The sequence below is a fragment of the Bacillus cereus group sp. BceL291 genome (genome assembly GCF_051776705.1).
Taxonomy (GTDB): domain Bacteria; phylum Bacillota; class Bacilli; order Bacillales; family Bacillaceae_G; genus Bacillus_A; species Bacillus_A cereus.
Genome location: NZ_JBPWAP010000004.1, coordinates 1 through 19,014 on the forward strand (window position 1 = coordinate 1; position 19,014 = coordinate 19,014).

The following is a 19,014-nucleotide window of genomic DNA, read 5'->3' on the forward strand; positions in this document are numbered from 1 at the left end:
TACTATCTCTTTTTACTATTATTATAGCTTCTACAAAGAGACAAAAAAAGAGAACTACCTATCGTTGTATACGTTATCTCTACTCATATATTATACTATTGTTAACACCATACCTCTTCCACGTACTACAGGAAAGCTGTTATATCCCATGATGTAATACCTCACTTTTGTTTTTTTAACTCCACTACAAACAAACGTGTGTTCTTTTTTAAGGTTTGAAAAGGGACCATTTTGTTAACATGAATATTCAAAAATAATTTTTTCAAGTTAGAATATTCAAAAACTTATTTATGCAAACAAGCATGTCATGATAACATTTAACAAAAGGGGGTAGAAGTAGATGAGTGTTGACATTATTTCTAAAGAAGAAATCACAAAATTATTAAACGAATGGTATCAAGCTATGATTTCACAACGTGTATTACAGTCTCAGAAAATAAAAGAAGATATTGCAAATAAAATCAATAATATTAAGGAAGACCAAACAATATTAGTCTACTACGCTTTATTGAATGCACGATATAAACTGCTAATTCGGGATATGGATAGTACAAAAGATATTCTGGACAAAATCGAGCCTTTATCAGAGTCTACAGAAACATTTTTAGAGTACTATCATCATTTATTTAAAGCAATTTACGCTATTAATAAAGCAAACCATAGTGAAGCAAGAATGCAATTTGAAAAAGCTGAAACGTTTTTAGAATACATGCATGATGAAATTGAAAAAGCAGAATTTAATTATTGGCTTGCAGTCCATTACTATCACGTATTAAAACCGATCCTAGCAGTTCAATTTGCTACAAAGGCGAATGAAGTATTTTCAATTAGTCCAGGGTATGAATTAAAAACTGCAGCATGCTTAAATACTTTAGGAATGGCACACATTCGACTAAATGAATTCGAAAGTGCAGAGGAATATTTACTTTCAGCACTAGGTACCTTCCAAAAATCTAATGATGAACTTCTTATTAAACGAGTTAAGCATAATTTAGGACTTTTATACGCAAGTCAAAACATGCCAGAGTTAGCAATTAAACACTTAGAGGATTCATTAGAAAATAACGCTAAAACTATGTTTCTTTTAGCAAGAGAGCATTTTAAGTTAGGTTATAGTCATATCGCTAATGAATATATTGAGAATGGCTATAAGATTAGCGACTTATGTTATCGTCATCATTTCCGAATTTTAAAAGCAGTACATAACTATGTACCGCAAGAAGAATTAGAAAATGTGGTTATAGAAGGTATTTCGTATTTTGAAAAAGAAGAATTATATGATTGGGTAAAAGAATATGCTTCTCTTTTAGGTGAAAGATTCTATGGTTCAGAAAATCACAGAAAAGCAAGCAAGTATTTGCACATCGCTTTAGATGCAGACAAAAAGAGCATAGAAAGAAGGGCGCTAAAATGAAAAAAGCAATCTTATTAATGATGATGTTATCCGCTGTTTTTACTTTTGGTCTTACTAATGTAAAAGACATACCACAAAACGAAGCAATTGAAGTGTTTATGGATCATGGAGAACATATTTAAAACCTAAGGAAGAGGGCGCTTATAGTGTCCTCTTTTTAATATCTATTATTTATATGATGAGGTTGCAGGTACGTCTTTTGGTTATTGTTTGATAAACGTAAGATGTTTCTAAAAATGTGTATACAAAGGTGTAATTTTGTACTGTATATGTTCACGTACTATATAAAAAAGTATGAAAATCTATAAAAATAATTATTTCAATAAAATTTGTTTTAGATATTAAAAAGTGCCAAAACCCTTGTGGTATAAGGGGTTTGGCACTTTTGTGTTTTTTATATTTTATCAAATAAACAATTCTAAAACTGTTCATTCTTCTCCCAAGATTCAACGATATAATGTGCGATCGTCGGATTGAAGCCTTTACCAACTAAAAACATAATCGCAGCAACTTCTGTTAATGCGTGTTCATGTGATGTATGTTTTGCTTCATTTAAACCGTAATCTACCCATGGTTTTACGAAATCTAGTACGGGTTTCTTGAAAGGTAAAAACTGTGTACCGACAACTTGTTGAATTTGTTGTTGTGTTGGTTCAGTAATTGGTCCAGGTGGTAAGATTTGTGGTTGTGTAATGTCTAGTGTTGGTCCAGGTGGTAAGATTTGTGGTTGAGTTGGATCTATTGTTGGTGGTTTAAGTGGTGAGACACGTACGTCGTAGTTTGGTTGATACATTTGTTGTTGGTATTGCGGTTGTTGTGGTTGAGTTGTGTATGGATTTTGTTGATATTGTTGTTCTTGGTTTTGTGGTGCTACATATGGATTTTGTTGATATTGTTGTTCTTGGTTTTGTGGTGCTACATATGGATTTTGTTGATATTGTTGTTCTTGATTTTGTTGTTCTTGATTTTGTGGTGCTGCATATGGATTTTGTTGATATTGTTGTTCTTGGTTTTGTGGTATTACATATGGATTTTGAGGATATTCATAATTTGGACGTGTTTCATATGGATTTTGTTGAAATTCAGTTTCTTGATTTTGCGTTGTTGCATATGGGTTTTCGTCATATTGTGGTTCTTGCTGTTGTAACTCTTGTTCTTCGTATTGTTCTGTGTATCTCTGTTCTTGTTGTTGAGGATACAATGGTTGCCTTGGATAAGGCGGTTGATTATTATAGAACATGTTTATTCCTCCTTCATGATGATGCCTACCACCTAGTGTATGGGCGGACAAGAAAATATGTGATGAAAAAATGCGGGCGTGTTACAATAAGTAACTGGGTGAAGATAAAATGACAAAACAAGAAAAAATTCAAAAAACAATTACTTTTGTAAAACATATTTTAGAAAAAGATGCGAGTGGGCATGATTGGTATCATATTGAACGTGTACATAAAATGGCGATTTCTTTATCTGAGCAAGAAGGTGGAAATCGTTTTATAATTGAAATGGCAGCATTACTTCACGATGTGGCAGATGAAAAGCTAAATGAAAGTGAAGAAGCAGGAATGAAAAAAGTTTCTGATTGGTTAGAAGAGCTACGTGTTGAAGAAAAGGAAAGTAAACATATTCTTCATATCATCGCCAATATGTCTTATAAAGGTGGCCATGGCGGTAAAGTGGATTCACTTGAAGGGAAGCTTGTTCAAGATGCGGATCGCTTAGACGCCCTTGGAGCAATTGGAATAGCTCGTACCTTTGCATATGGCGGGGCGAAAGGGAGATTAATGTATGACCCAACTATTCCGCCGCGTGAAGAAATGACGAAAGAAGAGTATAGAAAAAATAATGATCCATCTTTAAAGCATTTTTATGAAAAACTTTTGAAATTAAAAGATTTAATGAATACGAATGCAGCAAAACAAGAGGCTGAAATTCGTCATCGTTATATGGAACAGTTTATTGAACAATTTATGAAAGAGTGGAATGCACAAATATGAAAATGTTAACTGTGGAGAACTTATCAAAATCATATGGAGAAAAGCCGTTATTTGATGGATTATCATGTAGTATTACAGAAGGACAACGTGTCGGAATTATCGGTGTAAACGGAACTGGTAAATCGACATTATTAAAAATAATTGCAGGATTAGAAACTCCTGATACAGGTGATATGACGTATTCACGTGGGTATACAATTAGTTATTTATCACAGCAACCAGAGTTTGATGAAAAACTAACAGTATTAGAGCAAGTGTTCCATGGTGATACACCTTTAATTCGTCTTCTTCGTGATTATGAAAAAGCACTATTAAATATTGAAAAAGATCCAAGTAATGAAAAAGTACAGGAACAATTATTTGCAGTGCAGCAACGTATGGATGCAATGAGTGCATGGGAAGCAAATGCAAGTGCGAAATCTCTTTTAACGAAATTAGGAATTACAGATTTCACTGCAATTGTTGGGAATTTATCTGGTGGACAGAAAAAACGTATCGCAATGGCACAATGTTTTATTGAAACACCTGATTTATTAATTTTAGACGAGCCTACGAACCATCTTGACCATGAGACAGTTGAATGGTTAGAAGAATATTTAGCAAGATATACAGGTGCGGTATTACTTGTAACCCATGATCGTTATTTCTTAGATCGTGTGACGAACCGTATTTTTGAATTAGATAATGGTAAATTATATAGCTACGAAGGAAACTATAGTACATTTTTAGAAGCGAAAGCACTTCGTGAAGAGCAAGAATTGGCACAAGAATCGAAACGCCAAAATTTATATCGTCGTGAACTTGCTTGGATTCGTCGTGGTGCAAAAGCCCGTTCTACGAAACAAAAGGCGCGTATTCAGCGTTTTGATGAGCTAAAGGAACTAGAAGGACCAGCTGCAAAACAGTCAGTTGATATTGCACTTAGCGGTAGCCGTCTTGGGAAAAAAGTACTTGAGTTAAAAGATGTAACGAAAAAATTTGGTGATAAAACGGTATTAAACAACTTTAATCATATTGTGAAACCAGGCGATCGCATCGGAATTATTGGAGCGAATGGAAGCGGGAAATCTTCGCTATTAAATATGCTTGCAGGTAAGTTATCTCCTGATATTGGTGAAATTGAAGTTGGGCAAACTGTAAAAGTTGCTTATTATACGCAAGAAAATGAAGAGATGAATTTAAATCAGCGTATGATTGAATACATTAAAGAGATTGCAGAAGTTATTCATACGACAGATGGAAAAGTAATTGGTGCATCTCAAATGTTAGAACGTTTCTTATTCCCGACGCATTCACATGGTACACCGCTTGGTAAACTATCTGGTGGTGAAAGAAGACGTTTATATTTATTACGTATTTTAATGGGAGAACCAAACGTACTTTTACTTGATGAACCTACGAATGATCTAGATACACAAACATTAACAGTACTAGAAGATTATTTAGAAGATTTCCCAGGTGTCGTTTTAACTGTATCGCATGACCGTTACTTCTTAGATAAAGTAGTAGATGAACTGTTCATCTTTACTGGCGGAGGCGAAGTGCGTGAATTCCTAGGTAGTTATACAGATTATTTAGAAATGGAAAAAACGAGAGAACTTATGGAGAAAGCGGAAGTTCAAAAAGAGAAAAAAGTAGTAGAAGAAGCTCCAAAACAACAACGTAAACGTAAACTTTCATATAATGAGCAGCGTGAATGGGAAACGATTGAAGATACAATTGCCGAACTTGAAGAAAAAATTGAGTCAATTGGAGAAGAACTTGCGAAAGTTGGATCTGACTTCACAAAGGCACAAGAATTATCTGAAGCACAGCAGAAAACAGAAGAAGAGCTAGAAAAACAGATGGAAAGATGGAGTGAACTATCAGACATCGTTGAAGGATTAAAATAAAAACAAGCTGCATATATTGAAAAGTAAAGAGAAAAACTTTACACTATTGGTAGAACCTATTTTAGGAGGGAAAAAATGAGAACATCTAATCCAATGTTGAAAAAAGAGGCATTCCGTAAAGAGGGAGCAAGCGCTTCTGCGATGACGATTGGCGGAACAGTAGGCAAAACGTTCATTATGCTTATCTTGCTACTTGCAACGTCTGTCTATTCATACATACAGATGATGCAGGGGACGATGAAGATGCCAGTATTAATTGGTGCTTTAATCGTTGCGGCAATCATCGCATTCGCGTCTATGTTCTTCCCGCGCATTTCACCTTTTGGTGCACCAATCTATGCAGCGGTAGAAGGGGTTGTGTTAGGAAGTATTTCAGCAGTTTATACAATGAAATTTGGCGATTCTATCGTTTTAAATGCTGTATTACTAACAATCTCAATTCTATTTGCAATGTTAGTGTTATATGCAACACGCGTAGTAAAAGTAACGGATAAATTCCGTACAGGCGTTATGGCAGCAACACTTGGAATTATGGTTATGTATTTAGTCGTATTCCTACTAAATATGTTTGGTGTAACTGTTCCATACATTCACCAAGGTGGTACAATCGGTATTATTATTAGTGCAGTTGTTATTGTAGTTGCTGCATTAAACTTATTACTAGATTTCGATTTAATCGAAAATGGTGTACGTAGTCAAGCTCCGAAATATATGGAGTGGTATACTGCGATGGGACTAATGCTTACATTAGTATGGTTATACTTAGAAATTCTTCGTTTCGTTTCTTACTTTACGAAAAATGACTAATAAAAAAATCCTGCATGAAAAATGCAGGATTTTTTTATTTTCAAAGATATATTGAATGTATGGTATAATATGGATGATAGCAACTTGAAGTGAAGGAGATGGAATATGATGAAAGAGAAGAAGGGGATTATGAAAAAATTATTTTCTAAAAGTTTTTTCATAGAACTAGATGAAGCTTTAACGTATCCATCATCAAAAGTTATTACTTCAGCGATTGAAGGATATGCAACTGAATGCAATGAAAGACTAAAATTTGAGAGTAAAGTTAAACCGATTACTTTCTACTTAGAAAATGTAATGTACCGTGCTGAAATAAAGATGGCTCGCGGAGGATATTACATATCTTGTACTGAAGTGTAATAAATTTTGAAACTATACATGTTTGAACTATGTATGGTTTCTTTTTTTGTTTTGTAAGGTCCAAAATAATACTTTCTACTTACGGATATATCATTTTGTGCTTTTTACCATTCAAACATTTCTCCTTACAATGAAGAAAAACATGTGAGGTGGTATAACTTATGATGAATCGAGTTGTATTAATCGGTAGATTGACAAAGGAGCCAGAATTATACTACACAAAACAAGGCGTCGCTTATGCACGAATATGTGTTGCGGTGAATAGAGGATTTCGAAATAGTTTAGGTGAACAACAAGTCGATTTTATTAATTGTGTCGTTTGGCGCAAATCGGCTGAGAATGTAGCTGAATATTGTAAGAAGGGGTCGCTCGTTGGGATTACAGGGCGTATTCAGACTAGTAATTACGATGATGAACAAGGCAAGAGAATATATAGAACTGAAGTTGTGATTGAGAGTATTACCTTTTTGGAGAGAAGGCGGGAGGGGGCATCGTAATAAAAGGTGATTTTAAGTAATAGCTTCGGAAAAAATTGTGGAAAGTATTTTAATAAACTTAAAGAGGGGATACCGCCAGCTTTTTTGAAAAAATAAGTAAAGAGTATACAAAATTTTAGAACGTTTTTTGGCTAATCCAGTAACAAACGAGAACCATAAAACCCATCACAGGATAGGAATGTATAAAAAGATGAATCGAGTGATAGAAAATAAAAAAAGGGATTCCTTCTGAGAGTAAGGAATCCCTTTTTGTTGCAACCGATAATAGGACGTTATGTTAATTAGAAATGTATATGATATTCATAAAATCCGAACTGTTCAATTTGTTAAAAAAAACTATAGTTGAAATTCTTTCTTTATAATTTCAGCTACTTCTGTAGCATTTAAATTCGTATTATTGATCCTTATATAATTTTTCTCTGTAATTTCTCCTTCTTTTGAATTTAATCTAAAATTTTCAAATGTGCTTAATAAATTTTGTTCAGATTGTTCAATCTTTCTTTTCGTTGGCTTATGTTCAAGTCGATGAGGTGTTTTATTTCGTTGAAGTTTTTCTTCTACATCAGCTTCTAATTCAACAAAATAAATATCAACCCCTTGGGAACGAAAAATATTACATATACTTTCAACATCATCCCAATCTTTCTTTTCATTAAACGCCCATACGTATGTAAAAATCATTCCATAATGTTCACTCTTTGAAAATGATTGAAATATTTCCTTTCGGAAAAGATGGGTTAATCGCCACATTTCCGAAGAGAATCCATACAATGGCTCCAATAAATCAATTGTCATATGGTTATGAAATAATTTTAAATCAGTCATCTTTGCTAGTTCTTGTCCAACTGTCATTTTCCCAACTGCTTGTGGCCCAAATATCAAAACAAACTTTTTCATCGAATTCCCTCCAAAAAATAATAAGACATTAATTATAAAATAAGAGATTCTGTAAATGTATCACAATCAAAATATTTTGTAGAATCTATATACTTTTCTGCCTTTTGTATTTATAAAAATAGTTGTCTTCCAATAACGAAAATTATGTAAATAAGCTATCCATATGGATAGCTTATTATATTTTTTTGTTTAGCGTGTTTTTTTCAAAAATAATGGCGATGTCTCAAGAAATGGATAAAAAATAAAAATTATCGGAAACGAAAGCTTTTAAAATCCCGTTCCTAATTTAAAATGTAAAAAGAATGAAATAGTATGGTAGCGGGAAGAAAGTAGTAAAATTAAGCATCCGAGTAGGAGTATAGAGTGATAACATGTTACAATACAGCTAAGAACATGCAATAAAGGAGAGTTTTTTACGTGAAGATTAAAGCAATTGAACCGACGCCAAGTCCAAACACAATGAAAGTTATTTTGAATGAAGTATTACCATCAGGAGCACGTAATAATTATACAAATGAAAATAAAGAACAAGCACCAATGCAAGTGCAAGAAATTTTGAAAATTGAAGGCATTAAAGGTGTATATCATGTAGCCGACTTTTTAGCAGTGGAGCGAAATGCGAAGTATGACTGGAAAGTTTTATTACAACAAGTTCGTGCTGTTTTCGGCGAAGAAGTAGTGGAAGAAAGTGAAGAACAACAACTTGCTCATTTTGGAGAAGTGAAAGTGTTTGTTCAAATGTTCTTTACAATTCCAATGCAAGTAAAGTTAACAGATGGAACGACGGAAGAACGTGTTGGTTTACCTGATCGTTTTAAAGAATCAATTATGAAAGTGCAAATGTCTGCACCAAATGTTGTAAAAGAGCGTAAATGGGTGGAACAAAGTACACGTTACGGTAACTTTGAAGAAATCGGGAAAGAAGTAGTAGAAGAGATTGTTGCTGCTTATTCAGAAGAACGTGTAAATGAAACGGTTAAAGAATTATTAAATCAAGCAGGTGCTGTTGAAGTAACGATCCAAAAGCGTGAGCCATATAAAGTAACAGAAGAGATGATGAAAGATTCTGACTGGAAAAACCGTTTTGCAGCATTAGAACAAATGGATCCTACTGAAGAAGATATTCCAGTGTTGAAGATGGCGTTAGATGATGAAAAAGTTTCAATACGCCGTTTAGCAACAGCGTATTTAGGTATGGTAAAAGGTGATGAAGTATTACCGTTATTATATAAAGCGTTGTTAGATCGCTCTGTAAGTGTTCGCCGTACTGCAGGAGATTGTTTATCAGATGTAGGTGATCCGGCAGCGATGTTCGTTATGATTAAATCTCTGAAAGATCCAAGTAAATTAGTACGCTGGCGTGCAGCGATGTTCTTATTTGAACTTGGAGATGAAAGCGCGATTCCAGCATTAAAAGCAGCGCAAGATGATCCAGAGTTTGAAGTAGCGATGCAAGCACGTCTAGCATTAGAGCGTATTGAAGGCGGAGAAGAAGCAAAAGGTTCTGTATGGAAACAAATGACGGAGTCACGTAAAGGGGAATAATGTATGATTGTTTTCTATGATAGTTGGTGTCCGATGTGTACGGCTGTTGCAGAACGTACGAAAAAATTAGATAAAAAGGGTAAGATGAAATTTGTTTCATTTCGAAATGAAGATGTAGTTGAGAAGTATGAGCTTTCTCAAGAACTACAAAGTAAGATGGAACAAAGACTGTATATTTTTAAAAATAATAAGTGGTATGACGGTATTCAGAGCATAGATGTATTAGCAAAGGCCGTTCCATCTTATTGGTTTGCAGTTCCTTTTATAAAGCTATCTATCGTACTTGGTTTTGGAAGTAAAGTATACGATTATATCGCTAACAATAGAAAACTTGTTCCAGTGGGGCATTGCCGCGGTGGGGTTTGTGAAATCCCTACAAAAAAATGAAATCATCGTTATCTTTCTTTTGCACCTATTAATAGAGCGTGATATGATGAATTTGGAATGAAAGTTGAAGGAGAGATTACAAGATGTCAAATGCTTATGAAGAATACATGCGCCAAATGGTAATCCCAATGCGCCAAGAGTTAGTGCGTTCTGGGTTTGAAGAGTTAACTACAGAAGAAGCTGTAACAGAATTTATGGAAAATACATCAGGTACAACTTTAGTAGTTGTAAACTCTGTTTGTGGTTGTGCAGCTGGTTTAGCACGTCCATCAGCAGGTCAAGCGGTTGTTCGTGCTGAAAAACAACCTGATCATCTTGTAACTGTATTCGCAGGTCAAGATAAAGATGCTACTGCAAAAATGCGTGAATACTTCGGAGAAATTCCTCCATCTTCACCATCTATGGCATTATTAAAAGGAAGAGAAGTTGTTCACTTCATTCACCGTCATGAAATTGAAGGTGCAACTATGGACGAAATTATTACGAACTTAGAACAAGCTTTCGAAAAGAATTGCTAAAGAAGGGGGAGAGTAAATCTCCCTCTTTTCTTTATATAGAGGTGAAACAATGATCGTAACAACAGCAGGAAGAACGAATAAAGAAATGACAGATTATGCAAAGCAGGTAGCCGCAGAATTAAATCGTTCATTCGTTAAACGTAATGACATACCAGTACATAAGCTGCATGAGCAGTATGAACAAGATGTGCTTGTCGTAGGGAAGAACCGATTAGCTATTTATCCGAAAGGTACGGAAGAATCGTTTTTCTTTCATCCGAACTCAGCGATGTTTCGTGTGAAAAGGTTAATGCGTGGAGAACACGATCCGTTTGTACAAGCCACGCAATTAGAGAGAGGAATGACAGTGTTAGATTGTACGCTCGGGATGGCATCAGATAGTATTGTAGCTAGTTATGTTGTTGGTGAAAGCGGAAAAGTAACAGGACTTGAAGGCAATGAGTATATGGCTTATATTATGGAAAATGGTTTGAAAACATGGTCTTCATCCGTTTCTGAAATTGATGAAGCAATGCAAAGAATTCAAGTAAAGCAAACGGAGCATTTTTCATTTTTAGCGCAATGTGAAGACAATAGTTACGATGTCGTTTACCTTGATCCGATGTTTGAAGAAACTGTCATAGAATCCGACGGAATTAAAGGATTAAAACACTTCGCTTTGTATCATGATATTACTGATGAAACAATTGCGGAGGCAAAACGAGTGGCGAGAAAACGTGTCGTTTTAAAAGATTATTTTCGTAGTTCTAGATTTGAAAAACACAATTTTTATGTATACAAAAGAAAAAGTGCTAAGTTTCACTTTGGTGTAATTCACCCTTGCTAATTGTTTGAAAAGATGTATAATAAGCAATAATTAATTAAATATACTGTCTGTGATGAAGAGAGTAGTCTTTTTTAGAAGGAAAGCGAGCTAGGGATGGTGTGAGCCTAGTACGGAAGAAAAAGATGAAGCGCACTTCGGAGATGCTTCTTGAACGAATAGTAGAGAAAGCCGAGGCCCCCTGTCCTCGTTATAAACGGGAAAGTGGTTCGTAACGAACAACAAGGGTGGTACCACGGGTTAAAACTCGTCTCTTTTTTAGAGACGAGTTTTTTGTGTTTTAAAAAATAAGGAGGTTGTATCATGGATTATAAAATGCAGTTTGCGGAAAGTTTATCTAATATTTTCACGAATGAATTAACGCAAAAACAAATTTTAGATTTAATTGAAACACCGAAACAAGATGAATTTGGAGATGCAGCGTTCCCATGCTTTTCATTAGCGAAGCAATATAAAAAAGCACCAGCTCTTATCGCAAAGGAAGTTGCTGAGAAATTAAATAATCCGTTTTTTACGAAAGTAGAAGCCGTTGGTCCTTATGTAAATGTATTTTTCAATCGTGAAACTGTAAGTGATGCAGTATTAAAAACAGTTTTAGCGGAGAAAGAAGAGTTCGGTCAAAACCACTTTGGCTGTGAAAAAACAGTAGTAATTGATTATTCCTCTCCTAATATCGCGAAACCTTTTTCGATGGGGCATTTACGTTCTACAATGATAGGAAATTCGCTGAAACATATCGCTGAAAAATGTGGCTATGAAGTTGTAGGGATTAATTATATAGGAGATTGGGGAACACAGTTTGGAAAGTTAATTACGGCTTATAAAAAATGGGGAAATGAAGCAGTAGTTAAAGAAGATCCAATACGTGAGCTATTTAAGTTATATGTCCAATTCCATGAAGAGGTAAAAGACGACGAAGAACTAGAAGAAGAAGGACGTGCTTGGTTTAAGAAATTAGAAGAAGGTGATGAAGAAGCGGTAGAGCTTTGGAATTGGTTCCGTCATGAGTCCCTTAAAGAATTTTCTCGCATCTATGAACTTCTCGGCGTAGAATTTACTAATTTTCAGGGAGAAGCATTTTATAATAATTTAATGGAAGATTTTATTGGGATTTTAGAAGAACATGAGTTGCTTGAAGAATCAGAAGGTGCATTAGTCGTTAATTTAGAAGAAGAAGGAATGCCGCCTTGCTTAATTAGAAAATCAGATGGTGCGACGATTTATGCAACGCGTGACTTAACGGCAGCTTTATATCGTCAAAACACTTATGGGTTTGATAAAGCGCTATATGTTGTTGGTCCAGAACAAAGCTTACATTTCAATCAATTTTTCACCGTATTAAAAAAACTTGGCTATACTTGGGTTGATGGTATGGAACACGTACCGTTTGGCTTCATTTTAAAAGATGGTAAGAAAATGTCGACACGTAAAGGAAGAGTTATTTTACTTGAAGAAGTACTCGAAGAAGCAATCGAACTTGCAAAACAAAATATTGAAGAGAAAAATCCAAACTTAAAACAGAAAGAAGAAGTAGCAAAGCAAGTCGGTGTTGGTGCAGTCATCTTCCACGATTTAAAAAATGAGCGTATGCATAATATCGAATTCTCATTAGAAAATATGCTGAAATTTGAAGGAGAAACAGGACCTTACGTACAGTACACACATGCACGTGCTTGTTCTATTTTAAGAAAAGAAAGTGTAGAATTTGAAACATGTACATTTGCTTTAAAAGACGATCATAGCTGGAGTGTCGTAAAATTACTAAATAAATTCCCGCAAATAATTGAAGCAGCTTTCAATAAAAATGAGCCATCGATTATTTCGAAATATATATTAGATGTAGCACAATCATTCAATAAATATTACGGTAATGTTCGTATATTAGAAGAGAGCGAAGAAAAAGACAGCAGACTCGCATTGGTTTATGCTGTGACGGTTGTATTAAAAGAAGGATTACGTTTACTTGGGGTGGAGGCACCTGAGGAGATGTAACATAGTAGTAAACTGACAAACTGGGTCTAGTATAAACCTGGTTTGTTTTTTTATTGAATATATATTTTTTTGGCAAAATCAATTAAAATCTTTTTAGAGAGGGTGATTCATATTGATTCGAACTTTTATTTTACAAATTCCTTGTCATAGAAGATTAGATAGGAGTTTTTTTAAACTACAAAAGTACATACCTTTATGTGCGCGTTGTACAGGCATGCTTATTGGTATTTTAATGTTTCCAATTTATTTTTATATGACACCTTCATTTCTTTTGGCAATCATACTATCATTTTTCGCTCAAATTCCGTTACTTATCGATGGGTTCACCCAAAAGTGGAAATGGAGAAGTAGCTCAAATTTGCTAAGAATAACTACTGGTGTATTAAGCGGTAATGGTATGGGATTATTCATTTCCTCTAGTGTTATATGGATATTATCTTAAGATATATAGTAATGGAGGTATTTACATAGATGTTCTGGATTTATTTAATTCTAATTTTTATTTCAGGCGGAAGTGGAATTGGTTTTATGATTCAAAATAAGTATACAGAAGCAATAATAGCTTTTGTTATTTGTATACTATTGTTTGGGCTACTGTATTATTATCTTAAAAGAAACAAAAGAAAGAGAAAAGCAGATTGTGACGATTTAGACTGTACGGATTGTTTTGATTGTGATTGTACTTGTTAAATTTTTCTTCCAAATAAAAAGCTAGTGTATTATTAAAAATACACTAGCTTTTTTGCTTTGAAATTTTAAGAAAAGTGTAGGAATACGGCTATTATATAGAGAACTTTAGTTTTGTATATAAAAGGAGGCGGAAAAATAATCTGTTTTGAACCACATTGGATTTCTAATATGGCTTCTTATTTACTAGATGGGGAGAAACAATCGGAATTTATTCAGCTAGGTGTTTTGCAGAAATTATTTGAAAGTGATACGCAAAGAAATGGTAAAGATGGCAATATAGGCATGAAAATACCGATATATTTAAGTGAATTAGGTGTGAAAAATATTGAATGTAGAGTAAGCGATAAAGTGAACTTTTTAGATTCAAATATGCATCACAATGATAAAAACGATTTGTATCAATCATTAAAAGAAGAGGGGATTGCAGGTGATCCGGGTGATAAGCAACAATTTGTAGAACGTTTAATAGCCAGAGGATTAACATATGATAATGCGCTAGCTCAATATGAAGCTGAACTACGATTTTTTAAAATATTTCATGTGTATTCTTCTTTTGTATACGCTCCCAATATGAAAATTACATTTGGTGACATAGTTTGTTAAAAGGTATGATGTATAAGGCTTGTCGTTTAATGTCGATAAGTCGATATTCGACATATAATCGCTGATATATGTTAAGAATCGGTCGATATAATTTGAAAATCGCCGATATAATTTTATGTACTAATTTCAGCTTCTACAAGATTAAAACCGCATGTTACGTTATTCCATATAATTAAACAAAATACGGAGAAAAACAATCATTTTTACTATATTTTGTTATAAATTTGAATAATATTAATTAATAACATCTATTATAAGAGATTTTAGTTGAATACATACTATATGGTGTGTAAAATCTAAGCAAGTAGCAGTTTAAATATAAATTCGAGGTGAATGCATGCTAGATTTTAAGCAGTTAGAAACTTGTTTAAAAGACAAGAGATTTGTAGATGGATTACAGGAAATAAATAATGAAATTGCATATATAAAAGAAACGAATACTTTATCCTATGTGAAGAATTGGCTTGCCAATATTCCTTCGCATAAGGAGTTCGATATATTGATTCGCCTTACTGATGAAGGGCTTATGCACCAATACAGTTCATTCCTCATTCGTTACGCTTATAAAAAATTCCCAAATATGAGAACGCTCTCTTTATATTGTGATGAGTTAATTGATGAGCGGAAAATTCTTGAAGCGGAGCAGTTGTTAAAATCTTCTTTAGAAGAGTTAAGTAAAGAAGAAATAGATGCAGATTTTTTAGCGAAAACATATTTTACGTTAGTACGATGTCTTTTAGAAATGAAACGAAACGAAGAAGCGTTAATGTATATGCAAAAAGCAGAGGAGTACAGTGCGCGCGCAGTGTTTGATAAATGGGGCTACGTTTATATGCATACAGGTGAATGGGAGAAAGCGGAAGAACAATTTATTGCTGGCATGCAGCATGAAGATTGTGAAGAGTTATCTACCTATTTATTATCACAATTGTATGCGAATAAAGGAGAACAAAAACGCGCGATACAGTTAATCGATGATGCGATTGTAAAATTCCCACAAGTACCATATTTTCATTTTGAGAAGATAAAGTATTTATTAGATTTAGAGCAATATGAAGAGATGTTAGCGGTAATAGATAATATAAATACTCAGCTGCCATATCATGCCTATAATACTTACTTTGTACATTTACGTGCAGAAGCGCTGTACAAAATGAATAAATTTGCAGATTTACAAAAACTATTAAAAGAAGAAAAGAGTTTAAAAGAATCTTTATATCATAATTTAGAAAAAAATCCGGATGGAAAAAAGGTTCACTTGCCGATAGTTCCTATTGTACAAAAGGATAATTATTGTGTTCCGACAAGTTTAGAGATGACGTTGCGTATATGGGGAGAGAAACGTACACAAGATGAAATAGCAGAGTTTATTTTTGATATGACAGGTTCGAAGTTTTCAGATACTGTTTCTTATTTAGAAGAATTAGGTTATGAATATCGTTATTTTAAAGGGAATGAAGAGAATTATAAGAGACTGATTGACGAAGGAATTCCTGTTTTATTAAGTATAGATATTGAGCATGCTTCACACGTACAAGTTCTATCTGGATATGATGATACATTGCAAGCTTTCTATGTTCAAGATCCAAACTTTATAGAGCCAGTTCTTGTGGAATATAGTAAAGTACAAGAAAAATATCGTTATACAGGCTGTTTAGCAATCACGTTTGTTCCGAAAGAAAAGAAGGAGCAACTAGAGTTTCTAAGTGAAGAAGAAAATCGTTATTTTAAATCTATTTTTTCTCTTACTGATCATTTAGATGAACATGACAAAGAGGGAATTAGTAACCTAGTACAATTTTTAAAAGAAACGAGTGATAATCCAAATACGTGGTTATATACGATAAAGCACTTAGATGTTGAAGTAGATAAAGAATTTATTTTATATTGTATCGATAAGTTAATGGAAAAGTTTCCGAACTCGGACTTTGTTAAATTGCATGGTGCACAGTGTTTTATTCGTCTTCAGGAAGTAGAGAAAGCGGAGCAAATGCTGACAAGCGTTGAGAAGAAAAATAATCGTGCTTTATATCATTTAATAAACGGAAGATATGCGTTTGAACAGGAAAGTTATCTAGAAGCGATTTCAAGCTTTCGTTTATCGTTACAATTAGACGCAGATCAGCCTATTGCTTGGAGTTTTCTAGCTTTATCCTATATGTATATTGATCAATCTGAAAAAGCATTGCAATACTCTCAAGTTGCGTTAGAGCGTAGTCCTGAAAGGTTCACTTTAACAAATCACGGTTTAATATTAATAGATTTAGAAAGATATGAAGAAGCATATGAAATCTTTAATGACTTGTTAAAAGAGTACAAATATGAAGCGCATGTATGGTATGAACGAGCGAGATGTGCACATCAACTAGGGAAATTATATTTAGCAATAAAAGGGCTTAAAGTAGCGATTCATTTGGATAGTAATGCACCTTACATTTATACGAAACTTTCGGAAATATACGAATCTGATTTGAAGGATGAGGAAAGTGCGAAAGAAATTTTATTAAACGGTATTGAGAATTGTGATGATAAAGCACCTCTTTACGTAAAATTAGGTGATTATCATTTTCAAAATGATAGCTTGGAAGAAGCAGAAGTATTGTATAAGCGTGCTTTAGAAGAAAATGATGAGGATGTTTATTCTCACTTCGGACTTACACAAGTTTATATGGCAAGAGAACAATATAAGGAAGCAAAAGAATATATTCTTGGTCTTGAGAAGCAAATTGAAAAGAGTCAAGATTTCCTCATGAATGCAGGAATGGTTTTATGGGATGCTGAAATTGAACTTGGTGGAAATGAAGAAGGGTTTAAAGTAGCACTATCTAAGTTAGAAAATGGTATAAAGAAAAGTGATTATAATGTAGCAAGTGCGTTAGATGAATATGTGAATCGAATTAAAGGAACGGAATTTGTACAACGAGGTATAGCATTTTTAAGAACGTTACACAAAGAAAGAAATGAAGTAAGTGAGTACGGTTGTTATGCAGGTATTTTATATGAATCTATTGGACAGTACGGCCAAGCGATGAAAAGATATAATAAGGCGATAGAACAAATGGAAACGGCATTACCGTATTACCGAATTGGTGAAACACTTATGGCATTAGGGCAATTGACGGAAGCAAAACAAGCGTATGAAACATGTTTAGAGCTTGATGGGAATTTCGTAGGTGTACATTTACAGCTTGCGGAAATATACGAAAAAGAAGAAAACCGTTCTAAAGAACAAAGTCATATGGTTCAGGCGATGAAAGAAGAGCCGTTGCATATTAATATGGAATATTTAGCACAGCTTTCAGTAGATATGAATCTTCAGGAAGAATTGCTGACTGAACTAGAGCAATTAGCAGACGAAGTACCTGAAATATGGCGTTTAGATGCGATTGCATATGTGTACGGAGCGATGAATGAAATAGATAAAGAACAAGCACAGATTGAATACGCGCTACAATTAGATGGTGAGCATATAGAAGTTCTATATCATTATGCAAAAGTATTAGTGAAAAAAAGAAATGTAAAAGCAATTGAAGTTGCAATGAAAGTAATACAAAAAGATTTTGATAATGAACGTATATTTGATGTTTATGTAAAAGCAGTAGAGCAACATAAAAAATTGTCTAACATACGAGATTTTCTTCATACGTTAAAGGTGAAAAAAGCAGAAAGAAGTACAGCATTCATGTATGCTGCAGCTGCGGTTACGGAAATATGGATTGAACGCCAGCTGCATGAACAGCCGAAACGATCTATCATTACGAGAGCTTTTTATCGTATGAAAAATCGTGCGAAAGAAATTTCAATGGTTACTATGATAATTGATTTATATGAAATCTCTTTAAAGTTAAATCCGAAAAATAGTATGGCAGCACAGCGATTTGCGCTATTTTATGAGAATGTAGAGATGAATAAAGAAGCAATAGAGATTCTGCACACGTCACTAGAAAATAAATGGGATTATGAAGTAGCGAAGCAACTTGTAAATCTTTTCGCTGAGTGCGAGGAAGAAGATATGTTAAGAGATGCTTTGGAATTAACGAAGCAAATGGTTCGAGAACTACCAGATGATTATGATACTCTTCTTCTGCAAGCACAAGTATTCTTTAAAGCAGGGGAAGAAAGAAAAGCAGAAAAGATTATCTTACAATTAACAGAGCAAACACCGTTTGTAAGTAGAGCATTTCTTGCTTTAGGAGAAATATATCAAAGTCAAGAAAGGTTTGAAGAGGCAATTCAAGTATTAGAAAATGCTTCTATACATCATCCAAATGAAACAGTAATTCTTCTTTCTTTAGCGTCTTCATATCATGGTGCCGGCCAAACACTAAAGGCAGAAAAAATAACAAATAAAGTATTAACAATGGATGCAAGTGATTTGTTAGCAAGATATGATCGTGCTTGTTATTTAGCACAGTTAAATAGAAATGAAGAGGCGAAGGAAGAGCTTGAAATTGTCCTTCGTGAGGATGACTCGGGATTCTTTGTTGAACTTATTGAGGATGATGAAAATTTAGCAGCATTGCGAGAATTTGAAAAGTAATTGTATAAGAATAGGGGATAAGGATAAGAATATATTTTGAATTAGTTGACAA

Annotated in this window: 17 protein-coding genes, 1 pseudogene and 1 other annotated feature; of the genes and pseudogenes, 16 read left to right on the top strand and 2 right to left on the bottom strand. The window is 34.0% G+C overall.

The features are described 5' to 3' along the window. The first annotated feature begins 340 nt into the window (after positions 1 to 340). Entirely contained in the window at positions 341 to 1,414 is a 1,074-nt protein-coding gene (locus ACS2CR_RS04655; protein ID WP_000109863.1) for a tetratricopeptide repeat protein, read from the top strand. Further along, positions 1,411 to 1,536 (top strand): hypothetical protein, encoded by a 126-nt coding sequence (locus ACS2CR_RS04660; protein WP_000709202.1) that lies wholly within the window; start codon positions 1,411 to 1,413, stop codon positions 1,534 to 1,536. The genes ACS2CR_RS04655 and ACS2CR_RS04660 overlap by 4 nt, the downstream gene beginning before the upstream one ends. A gap of 296 nt (positions 1,537 to 1,832) precedes the next feature. Here ACS2CR_RS04660 and ACS2CR_RS04665 read toward each other — a convergent pair whose 3' ends face one another. Then, positions 1,833 to 2,654 (bottom strand): hypothetical protein, encoded by an 822-nt coding sequence (locus ACS2CR_RS04665; protein WP_153602411.1) that lies wholly within the window; start codon positions 2,652 to 2,654, stop codon positions 1,833 to 1,835. A 109-nt stretch (positions 2,655 to 2,763) separates the two neighbouring features. Here ACS2CR_RS04665 and ACS2CR_RS04670 point away from each other — a divergent pair, with 109 nt between their 5' ends. The 5 genes from ACS2CR_RS04670 (at position 2,764) to ACS2CR_RS04690 (ending at position 6,967) form a co-directional block, all read left to right on the top strand. Further along, positions 2,764 to 3,411, top strand: coding sequence for an HD domain-containing protein (locus ACS2CR_RS04670; protein ID WP_153602412.1), 648 nt, complete (start codon positions 2,764 to 2,766; stop codon positions 3,409 to 3,411). After that, positions 3,408 to 5,303 carry an ABC-F family ATP-binding cassette domain-containing protein gene (locus ACS2CR_RS04675; RefSeq protein WP_000783186.1) on the top strand — a complete coding sequence of 632 codons (1,896 nt, stop codon included), beginning with the start codon at positions 3,408 to 3,410 and terminating at the stop codon, positions 5,301 to 5,303. The genes ACS2CR_RS04670 and ACS2CR_RS04675 overlap by 4 nt, the downstream gene beginning before the upstream one ends. A 75-nt stretch (positions 5,304 to 5,378) precedes the next feature. Then, a complete protein-coding gene (locus ACS2CR_RS04680; RefSeq protein ID WP_001260655.1) occupies positions 5,379 to 6,110 on the top strand; it encodes a Bax inhibitor-1/YccA family protein in 732 nt (243 codons plus the stop codon). A 105-nt stretch (positions 6,111 to 6,215) separates the two neighbouring features. Further along, positions 6,216 to 6,470, top strand: a complete 255-nt coding sequence (locus tag ACS2CR_RS04685) for a DUF4318 domain-containing protein (protein ID WP_000975140.1) — start codon at positions 6,216 to 6,218, stop codon at positions 6,468 to 6,470. A gap of 161 nt (positions 6,471 to 6,631) precedes the next feature. Next, positions 6,632 to 6,967, top strand: coding sequence for a single-stranded DNA-binding protein (locus ACS2CR_RS04690; RefSeq protein WP_000982014.1), 336 nt, complete (start codon positions 6,632 to 6,634; stop codon positions 6,965 to 6,967). A gap of 336 nt (positions 6,968 to 7,303) precedes the next feature. Here ACS2CR_RS04690 and ACS2CR_RS04695 read toward each other — a convergent pair whose 3' ends face one another. After that, on the bottom strand, positions 7,304 to 7,864 hold the full coding sequence (locus tag ACS2CR_RS04695; RefSeq protein ID WP_053512301.1) for an AAA family ATPase: 561 nt from the start codon (positions 7,862 to 7,864) through the stop codon (positions 7,304 to 7,306). Between the two features lie 417 nt (positions 7,865 to 8,281). On the opposite strand from ACS2CR_RS04695, the gene ACS2CR_RS04700 reads away from it, so the two are divergent. From ACS2CR_RS04700 to ACS2CR_RS04740, 9 genes and pseudogenes are all read left to right on the top strand, one after another. Beyond that, the gene (locus ACS2CR_RS04700; RefSeq protein ID WP_000692580.1) at positions 8,282 to 9,409 is read left to right on the top strand and encodes a conserved virulence factor C family protein; all 1,128 of its coding nucleotides are present in this window, start codon (positions 8,282 to 8,284) and stop codon (positions 9,407 to 9,409) included. Positions 9,410 to 9,412: 3 nt separating this feature from the next. After that, positions 9,413 to 9,796, top strand: coding sequence for a thiol-disulfide oxidoreductase DCC family protein (locus ACS2CR_RS04705; protein ID WP_000634884.1), 384 nt, complete (start codon positions 9,413 to 9,415; stop codon positions 9,794 to 9,796). 83 nt (positions 9,797 to 9,879) lie between these two features. After that, on the top strand, positions 9,880 to 10,314 hold the full coding sequence (locus ACS2CR_RS04710) for a BrxA/BrxB family bacilliredoxin (RefSeq protein WP_153602413.1): 435 nt from the start codon (positions 9,880 to 9,882) through the stop codon (positions 10,312 to 10,314). A gap of 49 nt (positions 10,315 to 10,363) precedes the next feature. Then, the gene (locus ACS2CR_RS04715) at positions 10,364 to 11,140 is read left to right on the top strand and encodes a class I SAM-dependent methyltransferase (RefSeq protein WP_000637451.1); all 777 of its coding nucleotides are present in this window, start codon (positions 10,364 to 10,366) and stop codon (positions 11,138 to 11,140) included. Positions 11,141 to 11,180: 40 nt separating this feature from the next. Next, positions 11,181 to 11,395 (top strand) — a binding site (T-box leader). A gap of 45 nt (positions 11,396 to 11,440) precedes the next feature. Then, positions 11,441 to 13,129: an arginine--tRNA ligase gene (gene argS, locus ACS2CR_RS04720; protein ID WP_000384921.1), complete on the top strand. Its 1,689-nt coding sequence runs from the start codon at positions 11,441 to 11,443 to the stop codon at positions 13,127 to 13,129. A gap of 112 nt (positions 13,130 to 13,241) precedes the next feature. After that, positions 13,242 to 13,571: a DUF2085 domain-containing protein gene (locus ACS2CR_RS04725; protein ID WP_000621475.1), complete on the top strand. Its 330-nt coding sequence runs from the start codon at positions 13,242 to 13,244 to the stop codon at positions 13,569 to 13,571. Positions 13,572 to 13,600: 29 nt separating this feature from the next. Then, positions 13,601 to 13,819, top strand: a complete 219-nt coding sequence (locus ACS2CR_RS04730) for a hypothetical protein (protein WP_000498601.1) — start codon at positions 13,601 to 13,603, stop codon at positions 13,817 to 13,819. 117 nt (positions 13,820 to 13,936) lie between these two features. Further along, positions 13,937 to 14,422: pseudogene (locus tag ACS2CR_RS04735) on the top strand (class I SAM-dependent methyltransferase); the annotation flags it as partial. Positions 14,423 to 14,759: 337 nt separating this feature from the next. Continuing rightward, entirely contained in the window at positions 14,760 to 18,962 is a 4,203-nt protein-coding gene (locus tag ACS2CR_RS04740; RefSeq protein ID WP_053512300.1) for a bacteriocin-processing peptidase family protein, read from the top strand. Positions 18,963 to 19,014 lie beyond the last annotated feature (52 nt).

Bases quoted from the DNA above. Each gene is read 5' to 3' on its own strand.
- ACS2CR_RS04655 (WP_000109863.1), top strand. From the start codon at position 341: ATGAGTGTTGACATTATTTCTAAAGAAGAAATCACAAAATTATTAAAC.
- ACS2CR_RS04660 (WP_000709202.1), top strand. From the start codon at position 1,411: ATGAAAAAAGCAATCTTATTAATGATGATGTTATCCGCTGTTTTTACT.
- ACS2CR_RS04665 (WP_153602411.1), bottom strand. From the start codon at position 2,654: ATGTTCTATAATAATCAACCGCCTTATCCAAGGCAACCATTGTATCCT.
- ACS2CR_RS04670 (WP_153602412.1), top strand. From the start codon at position 2,764: ATGACAAAACAAGAAAAAATTCAAAAAACAATTACTTTTGTAAAACAT.
- ACS2CR_RS04675 (WP_000783186.1), top strand. From the start codon at position 3,408: ATGAAAATGTTAACTGTGGAGAACTTATCAAAATCATATGGAGAAAAG.
- ACS2CR_RS04680 (WP_001260655.1), top strand. From the start codon at position 5,379: ATGAGAACATCTAATCCAATGTTGAAAAAAGAGGCATTCCGTAAAGAG.
- ACS2CR_RS04685 (WP_000975140.1), top strand. From the start codon at position 6,216: ATGATGAAAGAGAAGAAGGGGATTATGAAAAAATTATTTTCTAAAAGT.
- ACS2CR_RS04690 (WP_000982014.1), top strand. From the start codon at position 6,632: ATGATGAATCGAGTTGTATTAATCGGTAGATTGACAAAGGAGCCAGAA.
- ACS2CR_RS04695 (WP_053512301.1), bottom strand. From the start codon at position 7,864: ATGAAAAAGTTTGTTTTGATATTTGGGCCACAAGCAGTTGGGAAAATG.
- ACS2CR_RS04705 (WP_000634884.1), top strand. From the start codon at position 9,413: ATGATTGTTTTCTATGATAGTTGGTGTCCGATGTGTACGGCTGTTGCA.
- ACS2CR_RS04710 (WP_153602413.1), top strand. From the start codon at position 9,880: ATGTCAAATGCTTATGAAGAATACATGCGCCAAATGGTAATCCCAATG.
- ACS2CR_RS04715 (WP_000637451.1), top strand. From the start codon at position 10,364: ATGATCGTAACAACAGCAGGAAGAACGAATAAAGAAATGACAGATTAT.
- argS (WP_000384921.1), top strand. From the start codon at position 11,441: ATGGATTATAAAATGCAGTTTGCGGAAAGTTTATCTAATATTTTCACG.
- ACS2CR_RS04730 (WP_000498601.1), top strand. From the start codon at position 13,601: ATGTTCTGGATTTATTTAATTCTAATTTTTATTTCAGGCGGAAGTGGA.
- ACS2CR_RS04740 (WP_053512300.1), top strand. From the start codon at position 14,760: ATGCTAGATTTTAAGCAGTTAGAAACTTGTTTAAAAGACAAGAGATTT.